We start from the raw sequence: 21,968 nt of genomic DNA on the forward strand, positions 1-21,968 counted from the left end.
CAAGCAATACATAAAATACACTTGGTTTAGATAAAATTATCTGTGTCCATGAACATTACTTGGAGTAGCATGGACGTGAACATTATTACCATGTGTATGTACTGGATTAGAATGGGTATGAACGGTTCCTGAGTGATGAGTGTGGTAAGTACCGCCATTGTTATAAACAGGATGCGAATGAAAAGTTGGGTTATAGCCTGTATACCATGCACTGCTCCAAGGTCTGTAAGCTGGTGAGCTTGATACGGTATATACACTACGGCTACTGCCACAGCAGAGCAATAATGGAAGGCAGCAGATACCCACAGCAGCTAGTAATGCTCCTCCTACAACTAATAATGGAGATAGAGCTGCTCCTGCGGTTGCAACACCAAAACCTACGGCTGCTGTCGCAGTGGCTTTGATTACCACAGCGGTTACTATTGCTGCTGTAGCAAGTGCTGCTGTAGCAGCAGCCATACATTTTAATAGAAAGCTGTAATTTGTATTGTCTTCTTTTTTGTGTATTTTAGACTGCATAACTTACCTCATCTTGATTTTCAGTTAATAGAATGCATTGTTCTGAGTGTGTTATATCTTTTAGCGATGTTGTTATTATTTTGCTGGCATAGCATTATTTCTATGCGCTTGGGATTTTACCTGATCATACTAAAATGTCACCATAAATTTGGATTTAGAGGTTGATTTGTTCAAAATTAAATCAAAAATAATGGAAATACGTAGAATATTATTAAGTTTGGTTAAGTTAAAGGCTGGGGCATGACTTTTTCACAAAGTAAGGGATTTCTCTAAATGAACTCCCTTACTTTGCTCAAGGTAACATGATTAAATTTTATTCATCATCCCAGCTTAAAGTACCACCAGCCTGATATTCAATAACACGAGTTTCAAAAAAGTTTTTCTCTTTTTTGAGATCCAGCATTTCACTCATCCAGGGGAATGGGTTTTCAGCACCAGGGTATTGATCCGGCAGACCTATTTGATTTAAGCGACGGTTTGCAATAAAGTGCAAATATTCTTCAAACATCTCGGCGTTCATTCCGAGAATGCCATGAGGCATAGTGTCTCTGGCATATTGGTATTCGAGCTCAACGCCTTCTCTGATGAGTTGAATTATTTCATTCTTAAATTCAGGTGTCCATAAATGAGGATTTTCGATTTTGATTTGATTAATCACATCAATACCGAAATTCATATGCATGGACTCATCGCGCAGTATATATTGGAACTGTTCTGATGTTCCTACCATTTTGTTACGACGTCCCATGGACAGAATTTGAGTAAATCCGACATAAAAGAAAATACCCTCAAACACGACATAAAATGCAATTAAATCGCGTAGCAGGCGTTGATCATTTTCCGGAGTGCCTGTATGGAAGGTCTCATCACCTAAGCTTTGAGTAAATGGCAATGCCCAAACCGCTTTTCTGGATACAGAAGGTATTTCTCTATACATATTAAATACTTCCGCTTCATCCAGCCCCAAACTCTCTATAATGTATTGATAAGCATGAGTGTGTAACGCTTCTTCAAAAGCTTGCCTTAAAAGATATTGACGACACTCAGGGTTAGTAATATGTCTGTAAACAGCAAGAACCAGATTATTCGCAACGAGTGAATCAGCGGTTGAAAAAAATCCCAAATTACGCTTAATGATTAAACGCTCATCTTCTGTAAGACCATAAGGATCTTTCCATAAGGCGACATCGGCACTCATACTGATTTCATTGGGCATCCAATGATTAGCACAGGCTGTCAAGTATTTATCCCAAGCCCATTTGTATTTGAAAGGCACCAATTGATTTAAGTCAGCACGGCAATTAATGATTTGCTTGTCATCGACATGAATGCGTGCAGCCCCCATTTCTAAAGTTTCGAGCCCTGTCGCGCCCATAAGAGGAGTTACGACAATTTCTTGAGTATCATTGAAGTTCATAAATTTCTCCTGATTATTGGCAAGCCTCGCAGTCTGGATCAGTAATAGAACAAGCCTTTGGTTCGGTATCTATTAATTTGACTGCGTTAAGTGCCCCGTCGGTAACAGTGGATTTTTCAGCATTACTTGCACCTAAACTACGTAAGTAGTAAGTAGTTTTTAATCCACGAATCCATGCATGCATATAAAGCTGATCCAGTTTTTTACCAGAAGGTTGGGCCATATAGATGTTCAAGGATTGGGCTTGATCTATCCATTTTTGACGGCGTGACGCGGCTTCAACCAACCACATGGGGTCAATTTCAAAAGAAGTGGCATAACGTCTTTTCAGCTCCTCTGGAATTCGACTGATAGGTTGTACACTGCCATTAAAATATTTTAGATCATTGACCATGACTTCATCCCAAAGGTTCAGAGTTTTTAAATCGGCCACCAAATAGGGATTCACCACGGTAAATTCGCCTGACAAGTTGGATTTGACGTAAAGGTTCTGATAAGTTGGCTCAATAGATTGTGATACACCGCAGATGTTGGATATTGTGGCTGTAGGTGCAATAGCCATTACATTTGAGTTACGCATGCCTTGTGTGCGAACTTTAACTCGTAATGGTTCCCAATCCAGTTTTTGTGACCTGTCTTGCTCCAGATATTTATTACGGGATTGTTGCAAGAGGTTAATTGAATCGATAGGCAATATGCCTTTGCTCCATAGAGAACCCTCATAGGTTGAGTAACTGCCCCGCTCTTTAGCCAGGTCACAAGAAGCTTCGATAGCATAGTAACTAATTAGTTCCATGGAAGAGTCAGCAAATTCAATGGCTTCTTTGGATGCATAATCCATTTTTAATTCGTATAGCGCATCCTGAAAGCCCATGATACCTAGACCAATTGGCCGATGTTGCAAGTTGGAGTTACGAGCTTGAGGTACAGAATAATAATTAATATCAATGACATTATCCAACATACGGACAGCTGTTGATATTGTGCGCTTGAGTTTTTGCTCATCCAGTTTACCGTTTTTAATATGCGCTGGAAGATTGACACTGCCTAAATTGCACACAGCAATTTCTTCTTCAGAAGTATTTAGAGTAATCTCTGTACATAAATTAGAACTGTGTATTACTCCAGCATGTTGCTGAGGTGATCGTAAATTGCAGGGATCTTTGAATGTTAGCCATGGATGACCAGTTTCAAAAAGCATGGAAAGCATTCTACGCCATAGTTTGACAGCTGAAATGGTTTTTGTATTCCTAATAATACCTTGTCGAGCTTTTTCTTCATATTCAACATAGAGAGCCTCAAATGCTTTACCATATTGATCATGTAAATCGGGTACTTCATCAGGTGAAAATAAAGTCCAATTACCATCTTCACGAACACGCTTCATAAACAAATCAGGTACCCAAAGGGCAGTATTCATGTCGTGAGTACGGCGGCGATCATCGCCAGTATTTTTTCTTAACTCCAGAAATTCCTCTACATCTCTGTGCCAGCATTCCAGGTACGCGCAGACAGCTCCCTTGCGTTTCCCCCCCTGATTTACTGCTACAGCAGTAGCATCGGCAACATTCAGGAAAGGAACTACACCTTGAGATTTACCATTAGTCCCTTTGATATGAGCACCCATAGCTCGTACTGGAGTCCAGTCATTGCCTAGTCCTCCAGCATATTTAGAGAGAAGGGCATTGTCTTTTATAGCGCTATAAATACCATCCAAATGATCGGGTACTGTTGTTAAATAGCAACTGGATAACTGCGGCCTTACTGTTCCGGAATTAAATAATGTTGGAGTGGAAGACATATAATCAAATGAAGAGAGTAACTGATAAAACTCTATGGCTTTCTCTTCCTTATGTTGTTCACGAAGAGCAAGGCCCATGGCTACTCGCATGAAAAAAGCTTGAGGAAGCTCATATCTTACCCCGCGCTCATGAATAAAATAACGATCATATAAAGTTTGTAAACTTAAATAGGTGAACTTCATATCTCGTTCGGGAAGAAGAGCTTGGCTAAGTTTGTCCAGATCGAAGTCAGCCATCTTAGGGTCAAGCATACCTTGGGCAATACCTTGCTCTATGTAAGATTTGAAATAAACTGGATAGATTTGAGCCATTTCATCAAATGTAGCTTCTGATTTGATATTGAGTTTAGTCAGTGCTTCAGAACGTAAGCTGTCTAGCAACAAACGCGCGCTGACATAAGTGTAATTAGGTTCTTTTTCAACCAACGCACGCGCTGACATAATCAAAGCTTTGTGGACATCTTCATATTTGGCTTGGTTATAAAGATTACGCAAGGCATCTTTAATAACAGGTTCTGCTTTGACGTTGCTGAGGTCACGACATGATTCTTTGACGATAGTATTGACCCTGTCCATATCTAATGGTTGTACTTCTCCATTAGGCATAGTTATTAATAAATGCTTACTGTCTTTTGTTTGTTTTTGTTTCGATTCTGATTCTCGTGCTTTTCGACGTTCTTCTCTATATAAAACATAGGAGCGAGCTACTTTATAGTGTCCGCTGCGCATAAGAGCGAGTTCAACTTGATCCTGGATCTCTTCAATATGAATAGCGCCACCACTAGGTAAACGGCGTTTAAATACCTGGGTGATTTGTCTGGTTAGCTCTTCGATTTGCTGGTGAATTCGATCAGAAGTTGGGGCTGTACCACCTTCGTCGGCAATAAAGGCTTTGGTAATAGCAATTTTGATTTTAGTATCATCATAAATGACTACCTTGCCATTTCGTTTTATTGTTTTAAGCATGCCTGGGACATTAGCAGTCAATTCCAGTTGATTTGTTAGCGGTATATCCTTTACCGGCTCAAGAATTTCGGACATTTTTCCTCCACGAAATATATTTTGGCAATTCATTGTTTCAGTGAATCCAACATGTTTTACGAACTTGTTTAAAAGGCAATCCTAGTTTCGTTGAAACTAAGACTTGCTCCTGTTTTTACGACCGTCAAGAGAAGCTTTTGTTTACTGTTACCATAATTATAGCAAAAAACCCAAGATATAGGGTGTTTTAGGGGTTTTAATAACAAGATAATGTGTTTTTTTACTTTGGTCAATAGAATAATCTGGGATTATTCTGTGGATAAGTTGTGGGTTAAAATACTCTGCGGGGGTTAAATTTATGAGAAATAATGTTTAATAGGCTAATTATAGGCAGCATGAATAGAAATAAAATTTTTTCTATTATTTTAAACGTGATTTTAGAGACTCCTGTTGATAATGCATAGCGACGGCTGAATTTCTCAAAAAAAGGCCATCTATAAATTTTAAAACCGGATTCTTCTTTATACCCCAAAAAAAAATTGCCGGTAAAATATCCATAATATTGGAAAAATTTGTTAGGATAAAACACATAAGTAGCGGCAGATGACGCATCAAGATACTCTGTGTAATGCCAACAATTTCTAGGCATGAATAACATATCGCCTTTCTCAAGTAGAACCTGATATCCTTCAGCCTGATTCAGTCTGGGGTATTGTTGAATTAAAACATCCAGGGGTTGAGTGAAGTCAATCAAAGAATCCCCAATAAAGGGGAGTTTGTAAAGGTTGTCACTTTGTTTTCTGGTAAACAGCAATACTTGTTTTTTCCCACTCAAACATAAATGAAGATTGCAGCAATGTTCTCGGTCAAAATGCATTTCTGAGACAGCGCCTTTACCTCCAAAAAAATAAGCCACTTTTTTGGTTTCTCTAAAATACCTTGGCCTGAAAGGAATTTTTTGCCAAAGTGGCACATGCTTTTCTATTTCCTTAGAGCGTTCTCTAGACAAAATTTGCCCAAAAATACGAATGGGTTTGTTGCTTTTTATTTGTTGGATGACTTCAGCAAAATTGCCCGCTTGGAAATCAACACATCGCTTGTTTTCAAAGGTACAATAAGTGGTTTTGGCCTGAGTGAGTTGTTCAAAATAATCGAGTGAAAATTGGCTGGTAAAATCAGGTATTTTAATTAAGATAGGTTCTTTGGATTCATACAAGATATGCTTAAGGATTTCTTCCTCACCATAGTTGTAGATGATTGTTCTGATTTCTTTTAATTTCATTAAATTACCTGTTGAATGGAGTAATTTATAAATATTTTTCATCTCAATAATCTATATTATATCATTAAAAAAATCATGACTTGATTGTGATTTATGTATACGAATGATATAGCAGATTCGGGATTACGGATCTCGCGAAAACAAAGGTGGAATTTGAAAAGGAGATTCTGCACGTGGCTGGAACGCATGAATTAAGTACTATAAGGGGTTTGAATCCAATCAATGATAAGGGGCTTGACTCGAATGCCCCTAAATTTTCTTAACTATGATCGCATCACTGACATTAGAAAAACCATGTACATTGAGCTGAAAGCTGTCAATCTTGGCATATAATTGGCTGGAACTTCCACCATCCAAATTGATTGCGTCACTACAGGATAATGGAGGCGACCTCATAATTTGAGCTAATTGTCTGGTTGACATGGCGGCATTTGTTGTAACCAATATAATCACTTTGCCATCGTCCGTGATCCCCAATGCTGTTCTGTCAGCAACCCCGGCTTTAAGAGAAGGGATGTTTCCTCTGATTAATAATCTGGGGCCGCTTTGAATAGCAAAATCAATGTTACTGTCATAATGAAAATTGCGTATGTTAGTAATACGAGGTTTATTATCCTTAACATAAAAAATGCCCCACCAGCTAATGCGTTTTAATGGATTTTCCTGTTTTTTGTTGTTAATCCTAAGCCCCAGAGGATTGAATTCATGATCAAAAAATCCGCCATTTATGCTAAGTAAAGCTTTGCTGTGTTCAGCAAATTGATCAACGGATGCATTTTTTTGAGCAAGGTTTTTGGCTGTCACCAATGCCATCTGATTTTTATTAAGATCGATACGAAATACATGAATATGAGACCATGGATTTAACAAGCCTCCTTCTAGATCCTGATATTCAATACCTGGAGTAAGTTCTTGCCAATCACTGGCAGAGTAGGACGTCATAGGGATGAAAATGGCGAGTGCTAAAATAAGCAAGGGCCATAAATTCAATTTGTTTGCAGGATAAACATTGGTTTGCGAAGACATGTTATTGTATCCTTATGTACATCATTCAACACCACGGAATCTCATATGCAAATTAAACCGCAAAATAACAATAGTGAAGTATATAAGTCAACAACAGATTTAAATCGAGTGATAAAAGATGTCTTGGAACTTGCCAAAAAAGAAGGTGCCACTGATGCAGCAGTGGCTGTAAATTATGATCGAGGTTTTTCAGTCGATGTGAGAATGGGGGAAGTGGAGACAGTCGCTTTTAGCGAAGATAAAGGAGTTGGTTTAACTGTATACATTGGGCAGCGCAAAGGGGGAGCAAGCAGTACAGACACATCTCCTGAAGCATTACAGTCTTTGGTTAAAGCAGCCTGTGAGATAGCAAAGGTTAGTGCTGAAGAACCATGCTTTGGATTAGCTGATAAGGAATTGATGACAAAGAATCATCCAGATCTTGATTTGTATCACTCCTGGGACATTACCCCACAACAAGCTATAGATTTGGCTTTAAAATGCGAATCACATGCCTTGTCTTTAGATAAACGGATTACTAATTCAGATGGTGTTAATGTTTCTTCCTATGAATCTCATCACGGTTATGCCAATACCCATGGTGGAGAGGGGTTTATTCATAGTACTCGACATAGTATAAGTTGCTCGGTAATCGCCAAAGAAGGTGATGAAATGCAAAGAGACTATGATTATACGACGGCCAGAAATGCGGAAAATTTAGTCTCAGCTGATTTGATAGCAGCTAAAGCTGTCGAAAGGGCATTAAGTCGTCTGGGATCAAAACAAATTAAGACACAAATGACACCGGTTATTTTTTCTTCAAGAGTTTCCAGTGGATTATTGGGTAGCTTTGTGAGCGCTATTAGTGGTTCAAATTTATACAGAAAAAATTCCTTTTTGCTTGATTCCATTGGACAACAATTGTTTCCGGAGTTTGTTCATATTTACGAACAGCCACATTTAAAAGGTGCTTTGGGGAGCGCCCCTTTTGATGGGGAAGGTGTGCCTACGCGACCCAATGTATTAGTTGAAAAGGGGCGTTTGCTTCAATATGTTCTTGGCAGTTATTCGGCGCGAAAAATGGGTTTAAAGACAACAGCAAATAGTGATGGCGTTCATAATTTAACCATTGATCCTACTTGCGGGGATCTTGGTGACCTTTTGAAAATGATGCGGAAAGGGTTGCTGGTTACAGAACTAATGGGCCAGGGTGTGAATGGTATTACCGGAGATTATTCACGTGGGGCAAGTGGATACTGGGTTGAGGATGGGGTCATACAATATCCGGTTGATCAAATTACTATTGCAGGAAATCTTAAAGAAATGTACCGGATGATATTGGCAGTAGGCAGTGACATTAATCCGAATATTTCCATGCGCTGTGGCTCTATTTTAATAGAAAATATGATGGTTGCCGGGAAATAAAATACCCCAAACCATCGAGGTTAACCACTTGCTCTGTAATCTTGGTGATAGTTCTCTGGAACATTAGCTATATACCTGGCTGCTTGCAGCCAGCTTTTTCTATATTCCGTCAGATTTTCTTTAATGAAACAGAGAACAGCTATAGAAATTGGATGAAACGCATTTAGCCTTTATCGCGAAAAATGATACGACCCTTTGAAAGATCGTAAGGAGTCAGCTCTACCTTAACCTTATCCCCAGTCAGAATTCTGATATAATTTTTCCTCATCCGACCTGAAATGTGAGCCGTAACGATATGTCCATTTTCCAACTCAACGCGAAACATGGTGTTGGGTAGTGTATCTATGACAGTACCAGCCATTTCAATGTGATCTTCTTTTGCCATATGTCTCTCAAATGATGTATCAAATTTTTAAAAGTGAAATAGTGCACTAAATTGCGGAAAATGGCAATCCAGTCTTGCAATTACATTGTTCAAAGATATAGCCCAAGGCTCAATTATTGGGAGATATTCAATTATTTTACCAGGCTGTATCCAGCATCTAGCCATCCTTGCAATCCAGTATCCAGAGAATATACATTGGTATATCTCATTTTTTGTAGACTATCGGCTACCAAAGCGCAGCGATAACCCCCGCTGCAATAAACTACAATATTGCTTTGATTATCTGTGATAATTTTTTCAATGTCACGCTCAATAATCCCTTTACTTAAATGAATTGCGTTCGGGATTTTACCTGTTTCCCATTCATTTGTTTCACGAACATCTATTATAATTAACTTTTCATTGTTATCGATTTTACTTTTTAAAATTTGAGGACTAATCTCGTTTATACGTTTTTTTGCTTCCGCTACCAGTTTTAAAAAACCTTGTGAATGCTGCTTCATGCTTATTCTCACTCTATTTAGTTTTAAAAGATAAACGGTTATTGATAAAAAGATTTAATTAATTTAATCAACAGACCAATTTCCCTTCTTGTCAGGGTATTTTAAAGTTTCTTGTAACATATGAAGAAATTCTTTTCGACTTATTATTTTTGCGCCAAGGCGCATTAAATGTAAGGTTGGCAACTGGCAATCAATAAAATCAAAATTCCATGATTGCATAATGCTACATAAAAAATGCAAGGCGACTTTGGAGGCATCGGTTATTGTATGAAACATCGATTCACCAAAAAAAGCATGTCCAAGGCTGATTCCGTAAAGTCCACCTACAAGTTCGGAACCGTCCCAGATTTCAAAGGAATGCGCATATCCCATCTCATGTAATTGGGTGTATGTTTCTATCATTTCACGAGTGATCCAGGTCTTATTAGTCCTGTCTGAACAAGTTGCACAGTATGAAATGACTCGTTGAAAAGCAGTATCGACAGTCAGTTTAAAAGGTTTTTTCAGAGTTTTTTTTAAACTTCTGGATATTTTAAATTCGTTAGGTATTAAGATCAGGCGCGGATTAGGTGACCACCAAAGAACAGGGTTACCGGGCTCATACCAAGGGAAAATTCCTTGGGAGTAGGCTTGCAAAACTCGCTTGGGGGTCAAAACACCCCCAATTGCTAATAAACCCTGTTTATCACTGGTTTCCGGGTCAGGAAAAGTATAGTCGCTATCGTAAGCCAATTTTATATTGAATCCAGGTACTTTTCAGCATCCAGGGCTGCCATGCACCCAAATCCTGCTGATGTAATGGCCTGACGATAAACATGATCAGCAACGTCGCCACAAGCAAATACTCCAGGAACAGAGGTGCTTGTTGCCATTCCATCAAGTCCTGACTTAATCAAGATATAACCGTCTCTCATAGCCAGCTGATCTTGAAATATTGCAGTATTTGGTGTGTGTCCAATGGCTATAAAAATACCATCCATTGCCAGTTGATCAGTTTCGCCAGTTTTAAGGTTACGAATCATGGCTCCTGTAACTTTTTTCTCATCGCCCAGTACTTCGTCAAGGGTTGAGTTCCATACTATTTTGATGTTACCGGAATGCGCTTTCTCAAAGAGTTTATTTTGCAATATCTTTTCTGCACGTAAGCTGTCTCGTCTATGAATCAGAGTAACGGAAGATGCCAAATTTGATAAATAAAGTGCTTCTTCAACGGCAGTATTGCCTCCTCCAATAACGCAAACACTTTTATTGCGATAAAAAAATCCATCGCAAGTAGCACATGCTGAGACACCTCGCCCCTGGTAGGCCGTTTCTGAGGGTAATCCCAAATAACGAGCAGAGGCTCCGGTTGCAATAATCAAGGCATCGCAGGTGTAAGTAGCACTATCCCCTTGTAGTGTAAAGGGAGCTTGCGCTAAATCAGCTTTGACAATATGATCGAATATGACTTGAGTATCAAAGCGTTCCGCGTGTTTTTGCATACGCTCCATTAGAGCGGGGCCTTGTAATCCTTCAATATCTCCGGGCCAGTTGTCTACATCAGTCGTGGTCGTTAATTGTCCACCAGGCTGCATTCCGGTGATCAAAACGGGATTCAGATTGGCTCTTGCGGCATAGACTGCAGCAGTGTAACCTGCAGGACCTGAACCGAGTATGATTAAGCGATGGTGATTGCTTATGCTCATTGTCTCTGCCTTCCTTATTTTTTGTGTTAAGATGGCAAATATTATGACAAAAATAAAAACATTAAAATACCTATGGCAAAACAACATTCGGGAAAACAGGCTGGAATCCCTAAAAAATCCATGCCGAGCTTTATAATAAAACGCTTGTGTGAGGGGAGTTTTATATTGATTTTGACAGGAGCTCTTTTTGTTCTCTTGTCTTTATTTACCTATTCAACCAATGATCCAGGCTGGTCTCATGCCTCCCGTTCTGGTATGTCCGTTTCAAACTCAGGGGGACAAGTTGGTGCGTATATTGCCGATGCGCTTTATTTTGCATTTGGATATTTTGCTTTCTTATTACCAATAGCATTTGTTTACATTGCCTGGGCCATTTTGAAAGATTTTCGCTCTTTTAAAGAGCTGGATAGAATGGTTCTGTTACTGAGAACAGTTGGTTTTATCCTCATGGTTTCTGGTGGTTGTGGCTTATTGAGTATAAATCATCGCTTTGAAGCAGTAGATACCATTCACAGCTCAGGAGGTATTATCGGACAAACAGTTGGAAATGGTTGGTGTCAAATGCTTAACATGGAAGGAGCCACTTTACTTTTATTAGCAATGTTTCTTGTGGGAACAACCTGGCTGACTGGATTATCCTGGATAAAGGCAATTGAGTTAATCGGGTATTACACATTAAATCTTTTCACATTTCTTGATAAATTCATCAGAAAAGGAATGCAAATTATTTCTGAAAATTTTAACAAAGAGAAATTAAAAACACCATTGATCAAGACCGAACAACTCCCTAAACCTGATAATGAAAAAAAGAAATCTGTTCCTAAATTATTCCAGGACAAGAAAGATAAAGAGCAAGAAAAAGCAACACCTGTTTTAATTGCAAGTGAAGAAAAACCTGAAATTGTCAAATCTACCAATGAGTTCAAGGAAATTCGTCCTCCTAAAACAATAACCCCTGGATCTCTTCCCAGTCTGTCGTTGTTAGATAAAGGTCAACCAGGGAAGCCGATGGGAGGTTATACACATGAGGAATTGGAAAGTCTTTCAAGAGATGTAGAACAACACTTGCTTGATTTTGGTATCCAGGCAGATGTTGTAGCCGTTCACCCAGGGCCGGTGGTAACCCGATTTGAATTGCAATTGGCAGCAGGGGTCAAAGTGAGCAAACTGACCGCTTTGGCAAAGGATTTGGCCCGTTCATTATCAGTTATTTCTGTTCGAGTTGTAGAGGTTATTCCTGGTAAAACTGTTGTGGGCCTTGAATTACCTAATCATTCACGTCAAGTGGTCAGGCTATCTGATGTTTTATCTGCAGATGTGTATCAGCAAGCTCATTCTCCCTTATCTTTAGCCTTGGGAGTTGATATTGGTGGGCACCCTATGGTGGTTGATTTGGCAAAAATGCCTCATCTACTGGTTGCAGGAACAACTGGTTCTGGTAAATCAGTTGGTATTAATGCCATGATTTTAAGTATTCTTTTTAAAGCAAGTCCAGAGCAAGTGCGTTTAATTATGGTTGATCCCAAAATGTTGGAATTATCAGTTTATGATGGGATTCCACATTTGCTGACTCCTGTTGTTACCGACATGAAGGAGGCAGCGAGCGCACTGCGTTGGTGTGTAGAGGAAATGGAAAGGCGTTATAGGTTAATGGCCGCATTGGGTGTTAGGAATTTGGCAGGGTATAACACCAAAATTACGGAAGCGGCAGTTAATGGCCAGCCATTGTTAAATCCATTATGGAAACCCGTCGACTCTATGGATGAAACAGCACCAGAGTTGCAAGCACTGCCTTATGTAGTTGTTGTAATTGATGAACTTGCTGACATGATGATGGTTGTTGGCAAGAAAGTGGAGCAATTGATTGCTCGTATTGCACAAAAAGCAAGAGCAGCAGGAATCCATATGATTCTTGCGACACAAAGACCTTCAGTGGATGTATTAACAGGTTTAATTAAATCCAATATTCCAACAAGAATATCATTTCAGGTGTCTTCAAAAATTGACTCACGCACTATACTTGACCAACAAGGAGCCGAACAATTGCTCGGCCATGGTGATATGTTATATCTGGCGCCTGGAAGTGGAGCTCCTTTACGTGTGCACGGTGCTTTTGTCGATGATAAGGAAGTTCATCGTATTGCTGATGACTGGCGGTCAAGGGGTGAACCTGATTATGTTGATGACATCCTTAAAATGGTAAATGAAAATGGGGATGGCGCTTTCGATGATGACAATGGAGGGCAATCCGTAGAAGACGATGATCCTCTTTATGATCAGGCGGTAGAGTTTGTAATTCAGACACGCAAAGCTAGTATTTCTGCGGTACAGAGAAGATTAAAAATCGGTTATAATCGCGCTGCCAGAATGATAGAGGAAATGGAGAGGACAGGAATAGTCGGTCCATTGGATGGTGGTTATCGTGACGTATTAGTAACATCAGTGACTGAGGACTGAATATGAATAAATTGTTTCTCATTTTGTTGCTCATTTTTTCGCATGAAGTGTTTAGTCAAACTTCTGCTGAAGTACTGCAGAGTAAGTTAAATGCTATACAAACCATGACTGCAAATTTTAGTCAAATTGTAAAGGCAAAGAATCATGAAGTGTCACGTTCTTCAGGTTCCATGGCATTGCAACGTCCCGGACGATTTCGCTGGCAAACAAAAGATCCATTGGAACAATTAATTGTTGCTGACGGCCAAAAAATGTGGATTTATGATGTGGACCTTGAACAAGTCACAGTCAAAAATCAGGAAAAGGGACTAGGTGGTACTGCTGCATTGTTTTTGAGCGGCTATGATGAAACCCTTACCCATGATTTCGATGTCAGTGAAAAACAAAAAGGGAAATTGACCGTTTTTGATTTGAAATCCAAATCTGCAAAAGAAAATTTTCAAAGAATTAAGTTAATTTTTAGTCAAAGTGCTTTGATTGGTCTGGAGTTATATGATCAGCTAGGCCAAATTACTGATGTTAAATTAGTGCAGATTAAGTCAAATCCTAAATTACCTGCCAAATTGTTCCAATTCAAGCCCCCTAAAGGTGTGGATGTGGTAAAACAATAATTTTAATGTTGATTTATGAGCCTATTCAATAAAGAACCTGATCCACCATTGGCTGAAAGTTTAAGACCTAAGCATATCGATGAGGTCATAGGTCAAAGTCATTTGCTTGGAGAGGGTAAACCCCTAAGACTTTGTTTTATGGGCTCCAAATTGCATTCTATGATCTTATGGGGGCCACCAGGGGTCGGTAAGACTACTATAGCAAGATTAACCGCACAGGCTTTTGATTGTGAATGGATAGCATTATCAGCTGTGTTTTCGGGTGTTAAGGATATTCGCGCTGCGATTGAGAAAGCGCAGGAATATTTAATTCATGATAAACAGACTATCTTGTTTATCGATGAAATTCATAGATTCAATAAAGCCCAGCAAGATGCCTTATTACCTTATACAGAATCAGGTTTAATCACTTTCATTGGGGCAACTACAGAAAATCCGTCTTTTGAGGTTAATCCAGCGTTATTATCACGGGCGCAAGTTTATGTTTTAAAACTGTTATCGGAGCAGGAGTTAAAACTCTTATTTCTTAGGGCTCACCAAAGAGCTTTATCTTCTCTGCAATTTACCGAGGAAGCCATGGATTTTTTAATTTCTTGTGCTGATGGAGATGCCAGACGATTACTCAATTTACTTGAGCAAACAAAAACAGCCTGCCTAACAATTAAAACAGCAGTTGTTGATGTAGAGCTTTTGCATAATATGATAGTACAAAGTGGTCGACGTTTTGATAAAGGTGGAGAAGCGTTTTACGATCAGATTTCTGCTTTACATAAGTCGGTACGAGGCTCTAATCCTGATGCGGCATTATATTGGCTATGTCGAATGCTGGATGGTGGTGTGGATCCATATTATTTAGCCAGACGTATTATTAGAATGTCATGGGAAGACATTGGGTTAGCAGATCCGAAAGCAATTCAAATCGCTAATGATGCTGCTGCAACTTATGAGAGGCTTGGCTCACCCGAGGGCGAGCTTGCTTTGGCACAAGCTGTAATTTATTTGTCTGTTGCTGCCAAGAGCAATGCGGGATATGTCGCATTTAATCAAGCTATGGAATTTATAAAAAGAGACAAGTCCAGAGAAGTACCCATTCACTTGAGGAACGCTCCTACTCAATTAATGAAAAAACTAGGTTATGGTCATGAATATCGATATGCTCATGATGAACCACACGGCTATGCGGCTGGTGAATGTTATTTACCTGAAGGAATGCCAGAAGTAAATTGGTATAACCCGGTGCAAAGAGGTTTAGAAACTAAAATTGCAGAAAAGCTCGCTTTTCTGCGCCAATTAGATAAAGATGTGAAAAAGAAAGTTTGATTTGTTCTCTGTTTAAGCCAGGTTAGGTTTGTCTCCCAATTTATACTAAAGAAGAAGTCCAATCGACATTGGTATCCGGTGAAGTATAAAGAGTATGTCAAAATTCTGACTGTAGGAAGCATGGATGATTCTTTAAAATCTCCTTAACCCCATTTACAATGATTTAAAAATTACAAATTGTTTATATTTTTAAATACATTCAAAAAAATTTGGTTTTCAATTGGTTAATTAATTGATTTCAAATACATTTTAATTTTGGCCTGAACTTTGCTAGAGACATTTCATAATAATAATTAAAATGAATGACATGCATTATTCAAATTATCAAACTTGTGCAGTCAAACCACAGATAGAATTATCTGAATGGGACATTTTGTCCAGTTTGCCTACCGCCTTGGTAATTTTGAATGCCCAAGGCAAAGTGGTGTGGTTAAATCCTTCAGCTGAAGCGATGCTTGGTTATGGACTGATTGGTTCACTATGGGTAGATGTGATTCAAAAAGCATTTGTTCCAAGAGCTGATGATGGGCATGAAGTGTCTCTGGCTGATGGAAGGCGTGTGCACGTAGCCATTTCGTCTTTAGAGAGTTTACCCGGTATATTGATTACTTTGTCTGACATTACTGCAAGCAGGGATTATGAAGAAGCCAAAGAAAATGAAAAGCGATTGGTTTCTATTGGTACAATGACCGCACAATTAGCTCATCAGATTAGAACTCCTTTGTCTTCTGCCATATTGTATACCGAGCATTTAAATAATCTCCCAAGTTTGGATCATCGCATTAAAAACTGGATTCACAGATTGCAAGAATGTCATGCCAGTATAGAGCAACAAATTCAGGATTTATTATTATTTGCCAGAGGAACCTCCATAGAGCCAAAGTATATCGATATGGAATTTTGGTGCTCTCAATTAATGCAAAGAGCTCAGCCATACATCGAGTCTTATGCAGCTGTATTACATGTTAATAACCATCTTATTGCTCGTGAATCCTCCATACATGGAGAGTCTTTGATTGGAGCAATTTTAAATCTGATAATCAACGCGCTGCAATCTGAGGCAACCCAAATTGATTTAACACTTGCATCCATGGATGATTCAGGTATACAAATATCAGTAGAGGATAATGGAAACGGAATGTCTGAAGAAGTCAGGGCACAAGCATTTTCGCCATTCTATACAACAAAAGCACAAGGTACCGGCCTTGGATTGGCGGTGGTTTTTGCTGTAGTAAAAGCGCATGGCGGTCGAGTGACTCTTGAGTCGACTGAAGGGATAGGAACACAGGTAACTATTTATTTACCTTGCCTGAACAGAAACGTAGGGTAACTTTATCAAACAAAGGATTTTCTATGAGTCATGTTTTAATAGTTGAAGATGATTCAGTATTAAGAGAAGCGTTGGCTGAGACTATGACGATCTCAGGCCATACCTATATCACTGCTAAAGACGGTAAAGAGGCATTAGCACTTCTTGAATTACATAATCCAAGTGTCGTACTCACTGACATAAGAATGGATAAATTAGATGGAAATCAGTTATTAAATGAAATACAAAAAAAGAGGCCTGGTTTGCCGGTTATTCTAATGACAGCTTATGGTTCTGTAGAGGATGCGGTTACAGCGATTCGCAATGGCGCTGTTGATTATTTGCAAAAGCCCTTCAGCGCGCAAGTCTTAATTGAAAAAATAAAGCAGTATATAAAAACTGATCTGAGTGAAGAGGATAATGATCCTATTGCACGGGATCCTAAAAGCCAAGCCTTACTGACAATGGCTTTGAGAGTTGCACAATCCGATGTGGGAGTAATGATCAGTGGAGAAAGCGGTACTGGAAAGGAAGTGCTCGCACATTTTATCCATGATCATTCTTATCGAAGCAAACAACCTTTTATTGCAATTAATTGTGCTGCAATTCCTGAACAAATGCTGGAAGCAACCCTGTTTGGTTATGAAAAAGGTGCTTTTACCGGAGCATACAAATCAACCCCTGGCAAGTTTGAGCAAGCCCAGGGTGGAACTTTACTTTTAGATGAAGTGAGTGAAATGTCCTTAGGTTTGCAGGCAAAATTACTTAGAGTTTTACAGGAAAAAGAAGTAGAAAGGATTGGTTCAAACAAAATAATAAACCTTGATGTGCGCATTATTGCGACGACAAACAGGCAATTAAAGGAAGAGGTTCTGGCAGGGCGTTTTAGAGAGGACCTTTACTATCGATTGAATGTTTTTCCTCTGCAATGGCACCCACTAAGAGAGAGAACAAGTGATATTATTCCATTAGCGAATTATTTAATCCGTAAACATTGTCAGCATAAACAACCAATAGTTCCAGTCATTAGCCCGGATGCACAAAAGGCAATGTTGTCCTATTCATGGCCAGGGAATGCGAGAGAGCTGGATAATGTTATACAAAGAGCTCTGGTGTTACAAACTCAAGGTATCATCGAAGAAGAGCATTTGCAGATTACGAATTCAACTACCATGCCTTCGGAAGCGAAGACAAAGGGTACGAGTAAAAATTTACAGATACATGAATATGAATTAATAGAAAAAACATTATTAGAAAATGAAGGAAACAGACAAAAAGTCGCTGCGTTATTGGGGGTTAGCGAAAGGACTTTACGCTATAAACTCGCAAAAATGCGTGAAGAAGGATATGTCGTTTAACAGGGGCTGAGAAAATGAGTGATATTAATACAGTAAATTTAATTAATCAAATGAAAACTCTGGCTGCCCAGGCTGAGGGGATAAAACTGGATTCTGGTTTAAATCACACTTCTTTCAGTTCGGTTTTTCAACAGGCATTGAATCAAGTCAATGAATTATCACAAACAGCAGATAGTTTAAAGACCCGCTTTGAAATAGGTGATCCTAATGTGTCCTTGGGAGAAGTAATGATAGCAAGTCAAAAATCCAATTTAGGGTTTGAGGCAACATTAAGAGTTAGAAACAAATTGGTACAAGCATACCAGGATATTATGAACATGCCAGTTTAGTACAATGTTTGGGTAGTAGAACTTTTCAACAGCAGATAAACATGATCAAACTCAATAACAGGTTTTTATGGGGTTTTTGAATACCATAATGAGTTTGCAAATGTTCTCAGTAAAGTTTTAAGCTCATAGTGAAGTATTCTGGAAAAAAGGATAAAAATTACAGGAGTAAATCATGGCATTGGCTGATAATGCTTCAGTAGCAGCTACAAAATTTGCAAGCTTATCTATACCACGCCAAATTGGAGTGTTGTTTGGATTGGCGGCCAGTATTGCAATAGGTGTGGCAGTGGTTCTATGGTCTCGTGATCCAAGCTATGTTCCTTTATATAGTCAGCTCAACGCGCAGGACTCATCAGAGATTATGACTATTTTAGAGCGCAATAGTATTGATTTCAAAATTGACAAGAATAATGGCTTGTTGATGGTGCCTGCTGATGAGCTGCAAAGCGCGCGTTTGAAATTAGCCGCACAAGGATTGCCTCGCGATACTGCCATAGGTCATGATCTTTTAGGTAGCAGTGGTGGTGTGTTTAATACCAGCCAATTTATGGAAAACGCCCGATATAAGCAAGCTCTTGAGGCTGAATTAGCACGTACGATCAGTAAATTTAATAATATTAAATCGGCCAGAGTACACTTGGCAATTCCAAGAGAGTCAGCCTTTGTAAGAGACTCACAAGAGCCTAGTGCTTCTGTATTTATTGATGTGTATTCAGGATTTGAAATAAAGAAACATACCATTGCAGCAATTGTCAATTTAGTAGCATCAAGTATTCCGAATTTAAGCGCAGGAAGAGTAACAGTAGTTGATCAAGACGGACAATTGCTAAATGAGGGTAGCGGATATAACCTCTTTTCGGAGACCGAGCGTTTTCTTGATTACAGACAAAACCTGGAACATCAATACGCTCAAAAAATTCAGGATATCTTAACCCCAATATTGGGATACGGCCGTGTCAGGGCCAAAGTATCTGCAGATATTGACTTTACCAGCTATGAACAAACTCAAGAATTGTTCAATCCGGAGCTCTCCGCTTTACGCAGCGAACAAACTATGCAAGAGAGTCGTAATGCGTCAAATGAAGCAAGCGGGGTTCCTGGGACATTATCAAATACTCCTCAACCAAATAGTTCTCTTGGGCAAAAAAATAATCCTCAACAAAATGCAACGCCAAATAACTTACCTCAACAAACATCGTCAGATCAAATGCAGGCAAAGGATGTTCGCATGCAAACCACTAAAAATTTCGAATTGGACAAAACAATAAGTCATACTAAAAATCAGCCAGGAACAATAAAACGCTTGTCGGTTGCGGTATTGGTAGATAATCGACCTGTAATGAATGATAAAACCAAGAAACTGGAGAAGAAACCGCTAACTAAAGAAGAAATTGAACAAATAAAGTTATTGGTTTCTGATGCCATAGGATTGAATGTTAAGAGGGGAGATAGCTTGAATGTGATCAACAGCAGTTTTGTAAAGCCAGATCCTATAGAAGCAATTCCAGAAGAACATTTCTGGCAAAAAGACAGTTTTTGGTCTGTGATTAAGCAGATTGGCGGGGCTCTTTTTATATTGGCAATCCTATTTGGTGTATTAAGACCTATGTTAAAAACATTGGCAAGTAATAAAGACATAGATCAAGCCACTGATAATCAGGATACAGGAGACTTTACATTAGATGGAAAAATATCATTCAGAGATGTTCAGGATTATGAAACTCAGCTGAGTTTGCTTCGTCAAGTGGTTGATAAAGAGCCCAAACGCGTCGCACAAGTAGTGAAATCATGGGTTGATCGGGGGTAATTATGGACGGAATAGAGCGAGCAGCTATTTTATTGTTAAGCATGGGAGAAAAAAATGCTTCAGAAGTATTAAAGCATTTAGAGCCCAGGCAAGTACAAAAAGTTGGAATGGCTATGTCAACGATGAATAGCGTCAGTAAGGCGAAAATGCAGAATGTTCTGATTGACTTTATCAGCGCAATCGAAGATCAAACCAGCTTAACCGTTGATACAGAGCATTACCTCAGAACCGTTCTCATTGAGGCATTGGGTGAAGAAAAGGCAATTCCATTTATTGATAGAATATTGGTATCAAATAAAGACAGTGGTTTGAATAAGCTGAAATGGTTGGATGGACGTCTGATAGCTGAAGTGATTCGTAATGAACATCCCCAAATCATTGCCACTATATTAATTCATCTGGACAGTGAGCAGTCCGCTGAAGTGGTGAGTTACTTTAGCGCAGAAAAAAGAGCAGAAGTGTTATTACGAATGTGTAATATTGATACAGTAAAACCTGAAGCAATTTCTGAACTTGGACATGTGATTGAAAAGCAGCTAAGTGGTCAAACCACAGGTAAATCATCTTCTGTCGGCGGAATTAAAACCGTAGCAGATGTGATTAATTTTTTGGATGGTGCTATGGAAGAAGAGGTACTGGAGAGGATTAAGGATTGGGATGAGGAGTTAAGTGAAAAGATAAGAGATAAGATGTTTGTTTTTGAAAACATCAAAGACATGGATGATAGAAGTGTACAAACTTTATTGCGAGAGGTGACATCTGATCAATTAAAATTAGCATTGAAGGGTACTACTGAAACAACGAAAGAAAAAATCTATTCGAATATGTCTAAGCGAGCCGCTGATCTCCTCAGAGATGATATCGAGGTGCAGGGACCTGTAAGAGTCAGTGATGTGGAGCGTGCCCAGCGAGATATTTTAGCCATAGCAAGAAATCTGGCTGAAGATGGCAAGATTAGCCTGGGAGCAAAGGGGGGAGATGAATTAATCTAGTTCCTTTTCCCAGGATGAGTTTTAGACTTTTTATGAAAATAGTAAAAATCATTAAGCAAGAGTCCGTATTGGAATTGTATTTTATTTGTCCTAAGTGGTAATTTTTGGTATGATTTGAGCCCGGGATAAGGTTGGATAACTATGTCAAATGAATTTGAGCCGTATAATAAAGAGGTAAAAAAAATTGAATTTACCACTTGGAAGTATCAGGTTTCCAACGATGCTGAAAATTCGCCGTCTGATGAAGAAGAGTTGATTAATGAATTGGAGGTAGTTAAGCAGGAAGCTTTTCAAAAAGGTTATGCAGATGGATTTCAACAAGCACAAGAAGAAATTAATGCAATTAAAGCGGAGCTCTCCAAATGGCTGGATTTAATTCAAAAGCCCGTTCAAATTTTAGATGAGCAATTGACGCAGGAAATCATTCAAACCATCATTTGGTTAAGTCAACACTGTGTTGCTGTTGAGCTTTCTGTTAATCCAGATAAGCTAAATGATTTATTAAATAAAATAAAAGGTGAGTTACCTTCTTTAACTGGCAAGAAGTCTATAAGCATGCATCCTGATGATGTGCGATGGATTAAAGAAGTATTTTCTGAAAGTAATATCCCCGGTCTTCATGAGTTATTGGTGGCTGATCCAGCATTAAATCGAGGAGATTTTTATTTACAAGGTGAACACAGCGAGTTAGATGGTCGAATTCAAACGCGTTTAACTACCTTATTCAATGAATATATTAATAAAGAGAATATAATCCCAATGGGCGTTTCTCAGGAATAGTG

Annotated in this window: 19 protein-coding genes; 10 read left to right on the top strand and 9 right to left on the bottom strand. The window is 39.0% G+C overall.

All coding sequences use genetic code 11. From position 1 onward, the window contains the following. Positions 1-36: 36 nt before the first annotated feature. The 5 genes from OQI99_RS03705 to OQI99_RS03725 all read right to left on the bottom strand — a co-directional run bounded on the left by OQI99_RS03705 (position 37) and on the right by OQI99_RS03725 (position 7,026). Complete coding sequence (locus OQI99_RS03705; protein WP_011214039.1) at positions 37-519, bottom strand: lpg1776 family Dot/Icm T4SS effector; 483 nt, start codon at positions 517-519, stop codon at positions 37-39. A 313-nt stretch (positions 520-832) separates the two neighbouring features. Next, on the bottom strand, positions 833-1,936 hold the full coding sequence (locus tag OQI99_RS03710; protein ID WP_011214038.1) for a ribonucleotide-diphosphate reductase subunit beta: 1,104 nt from the start codon (positions 1,934-1,936) through the stop codon (positions 833-835). Between the two features lie 13 nt (positions 1,937-1,949). Beyond that, a complete protein-coding gene (locus OQI99_RS03715; protein WP_011214037.1) occupies positions 1,950-4,778 on the bottom strand; it encodes a ribonucleoside-diphosphate reductase subunit alpha in 2,829 nt (942 codons plus the stop codon). Positions 4,779-5,049: 271 nt separating this feature from the next. Then, positions 5,050-6,000, bottom strand: coding sequence for a cupin-like domain-containing protein (locus OQI99_RS03720; RefSeq protein WP_011214036.1), 951 nt, complete (start codon positions 5,998-6,000; stop codon positions 5,050-5,052). Positions 6,001-6,249: 249 nt separating this feature from the next. Next, positions 6,250-7,026, bottom strand: coding sequence for a phosphodiester glycosidase family protein (locus tag OQI99_RS03725; protein WP_011214035.1), 777 nt, complete (start codon positions 7,024-7,026; stop codon positions 6,250-6,252). Between the two features lie 45 nt (positions 7,027-7,071). Between OQI99_RS03725 and pmbA the strand changes: the two genes are divergently transcribed. Beyond that, positions 7,072-8,430 carry a metalloprotease PmbA gene (gene pmbA, locus OQI99_RS03730; protein ID WP_011214034.1) on the top strand — a complete coding sequence of 453 codons (1,359 nt, stop codon included), beginning with the start codon at positions 7,072-7,074 and terminating at the stop codon, positions 8,428-8,430. A gap of 163 nt (positions 8,431-8,593) precedes the next feature. On the opposite strand, the gene infA is transcribed toward pmbA, so the two are convergent. The 4 genes from infA to trxB form a co-directional block, all read right to left on the bottom strand. Further along, positions 8,594-8,815 carry a translation initiation factor IF-1 gene (infA, locus tag OQI99_RS03735; protein ID WP_010947496.1) on the bottom strand — a complete coding sequence of 74 codons (222 nt, stop codon included), beginning with the start codon at positions 8,813-8,815 and terminating at the stop codon, positions 8,594-8,596. A gap of 131 nt (positions 8,816-8,946) precedes the next feature. Then, the gene (locus OQI99_RS03740) at positions 8,947-9,318 is read right to left on the bottom strand and encodes a rhodanese-like domain-containing protein (RefSeq protein ID WP_011214033.1); all 372 of its coding nucleotides are present in this window, start codon (positions 9,316-9,318) and stop codon (positions 8,947-8,949) included. Between the two features lie 63 nt (positions 9,319-9,381). Continuing rightward, positions 9,382-10,050, bottom strand: a complete 669-nt coding sequence (gene aat / locus OQI99_RS03745; RefSeq protein WP_061512551.1) for a leucyl/phenylalanyl-tRNA--protein transferase — start codon at positions 10,048-10,050, stop codon at positions 9,382-9,384. A 2-nt stretch (positions 10,051-10,052) separates the two neighbouring features. Further along, positions 10,053-11,003 (bottom strand): thioredoxin-disulfide reductase, encoded by a 951-nt coding sequence (gene trxB / locus OQI99_RS03750; protein WP_011214031.1) that lies wholly within the window; start codon positions 11,001-11,003, stop codon positions 10,053-10,055. A gap of 72 nt (positions 11,004-11,075) precedes the next feature. On the opposite strand from trxB, the gene OQI99_RS03760 reads away from it, so the two are divergent. The 9 genes from OQI99_RS03760 to OQI99_RS03800 all read left to right on the top strand — a co-directional run bounded on the left by OQI99_RS03760 (position 11,076) and on the right by OQI99_RS03800 (position 21,966). Beyond that, on the top strand, positions 11,076-13,460 hold the full coding sequence (locus OQI99_RS03760) for a DNA translocase FtsK (RefSeq protein ID WP_011214030.1): 2,385 nt from the start codon (positions 11,076-11,078) through the stop codon (positions 13,458-13,460). A gap of 2 nt (positions 13,461-13,462) precedes the next feature. After that, on the top strand, positions 13,463-14,071 hold the full coding sequence (lolA, locus tag OQI99_RS03765) for an outer membrane lipoprotein chaperone LolA (RefSeq protein ID WP_011214029.1): 609 nt from the start codon (positions 13,463-13,465) through the stop codon (positions 14,069-14,071). Positions 14,072-14,086: 15 nt separating this feature from the next. Continuing rightward, positions 14,087-15,391, top strand: coding sequence for a replication-associated recombination protein A (locus tag OQI99_RS03770; protein ID WP_011214028.1), 1,305 nt, complete (start codon positions 14,087-14,089; stop codon positions 15,389-15,391). A 298-nt stretch (positions 15,392-15,689) separates the two neighbouring features. Beyond that, on the top strand, positions 15,690-16,721 hold the full coding sequence (locus OQI99_RS03775; RefSeq protein ID WP_011214027.1) for a sensor histidine kinase: 1,032 nt from the start codon (positions 15,690-15,692) through the stop codon (positions 16,719-16,721). Positions 16,722-16,744: 23 nt separating this feature from the next. Then, positions 16,745-18,058, top strand: a complete 1,314-nt coding sequence (gene fleR, locus OQI99_RS03780; protein WP_011214026.1) for a sigma-54-dependent response regulator transcription factor FleR — start codon at positions 16,745-16,747, stop codon at positions 18,056-18,058. 14 nt (positions 18,059-18,072) lie between these two features. After that, positions 18,073-18,387 carry a flagellar hook-basal body complex protein FliE gene (fliE, locus tag OQI99_RS03785; RefSeq protein ID WP_011214025.1) on the top strand — a complete coding sequence of 105 codons (315 nt, stop codon included), beginning with the start codon at positions 18,073-18,075 and terminating at the stop codon, positions 18,385-18,387. A 172-nt stretch (positions 18,388-18,559) separates the two neighbouring features. Next, on the top strand, positions 18,560-20,194 hold the full coding sequence (gene fliF / locus OQI99_RS03790; RefSeq protein ID WP_011214024.1) for a flagellar basal-body MS-ring/collar protein FliF: 1,635 nt from the start codon (positions 18,560-18,562) through the stop codon (positions 20,192-20,194). 2 nt (positions 20,195-20,196) lie between these two features. Continuing rightward, on the top strand, positions 20,197-21,186 hold the full coding sequence (gene fliG, locus OQI99_RS03795; protein WP_010947485.1) for a flagellar motor switch protein FliG: 990 nt from the start codon (positions 20,197-20,199) through the stop codon (positions 21,184-21,186). Between the two features lie 141 nt (positions 21,187-21,327). Further along, positions 21,328-21,966 carry a flagellar assembly protein FliH gene (locus OQI99_RS03800; RefSeq protein ID WP_011214023.1) on the top strand — a complete coding sequence of 213 codons (639 nt, stop codon included), beginning with the start codon at positions 21,328-21,330 and terminating at the stop codon, positions 21,964-21,966. Positions 21,967-21,968: the final 2 nt, after the last annotated feature.

Origin of the sequence: Legionella sp. PATHC039, from assembly GCF_026191275.1 — a bacterium.
GTDB lineage: Bacteria > Pseudomonadota > Gammaproteobacteria > Legionellales > Legionellaceae > Legionella > Legionella pneumophila.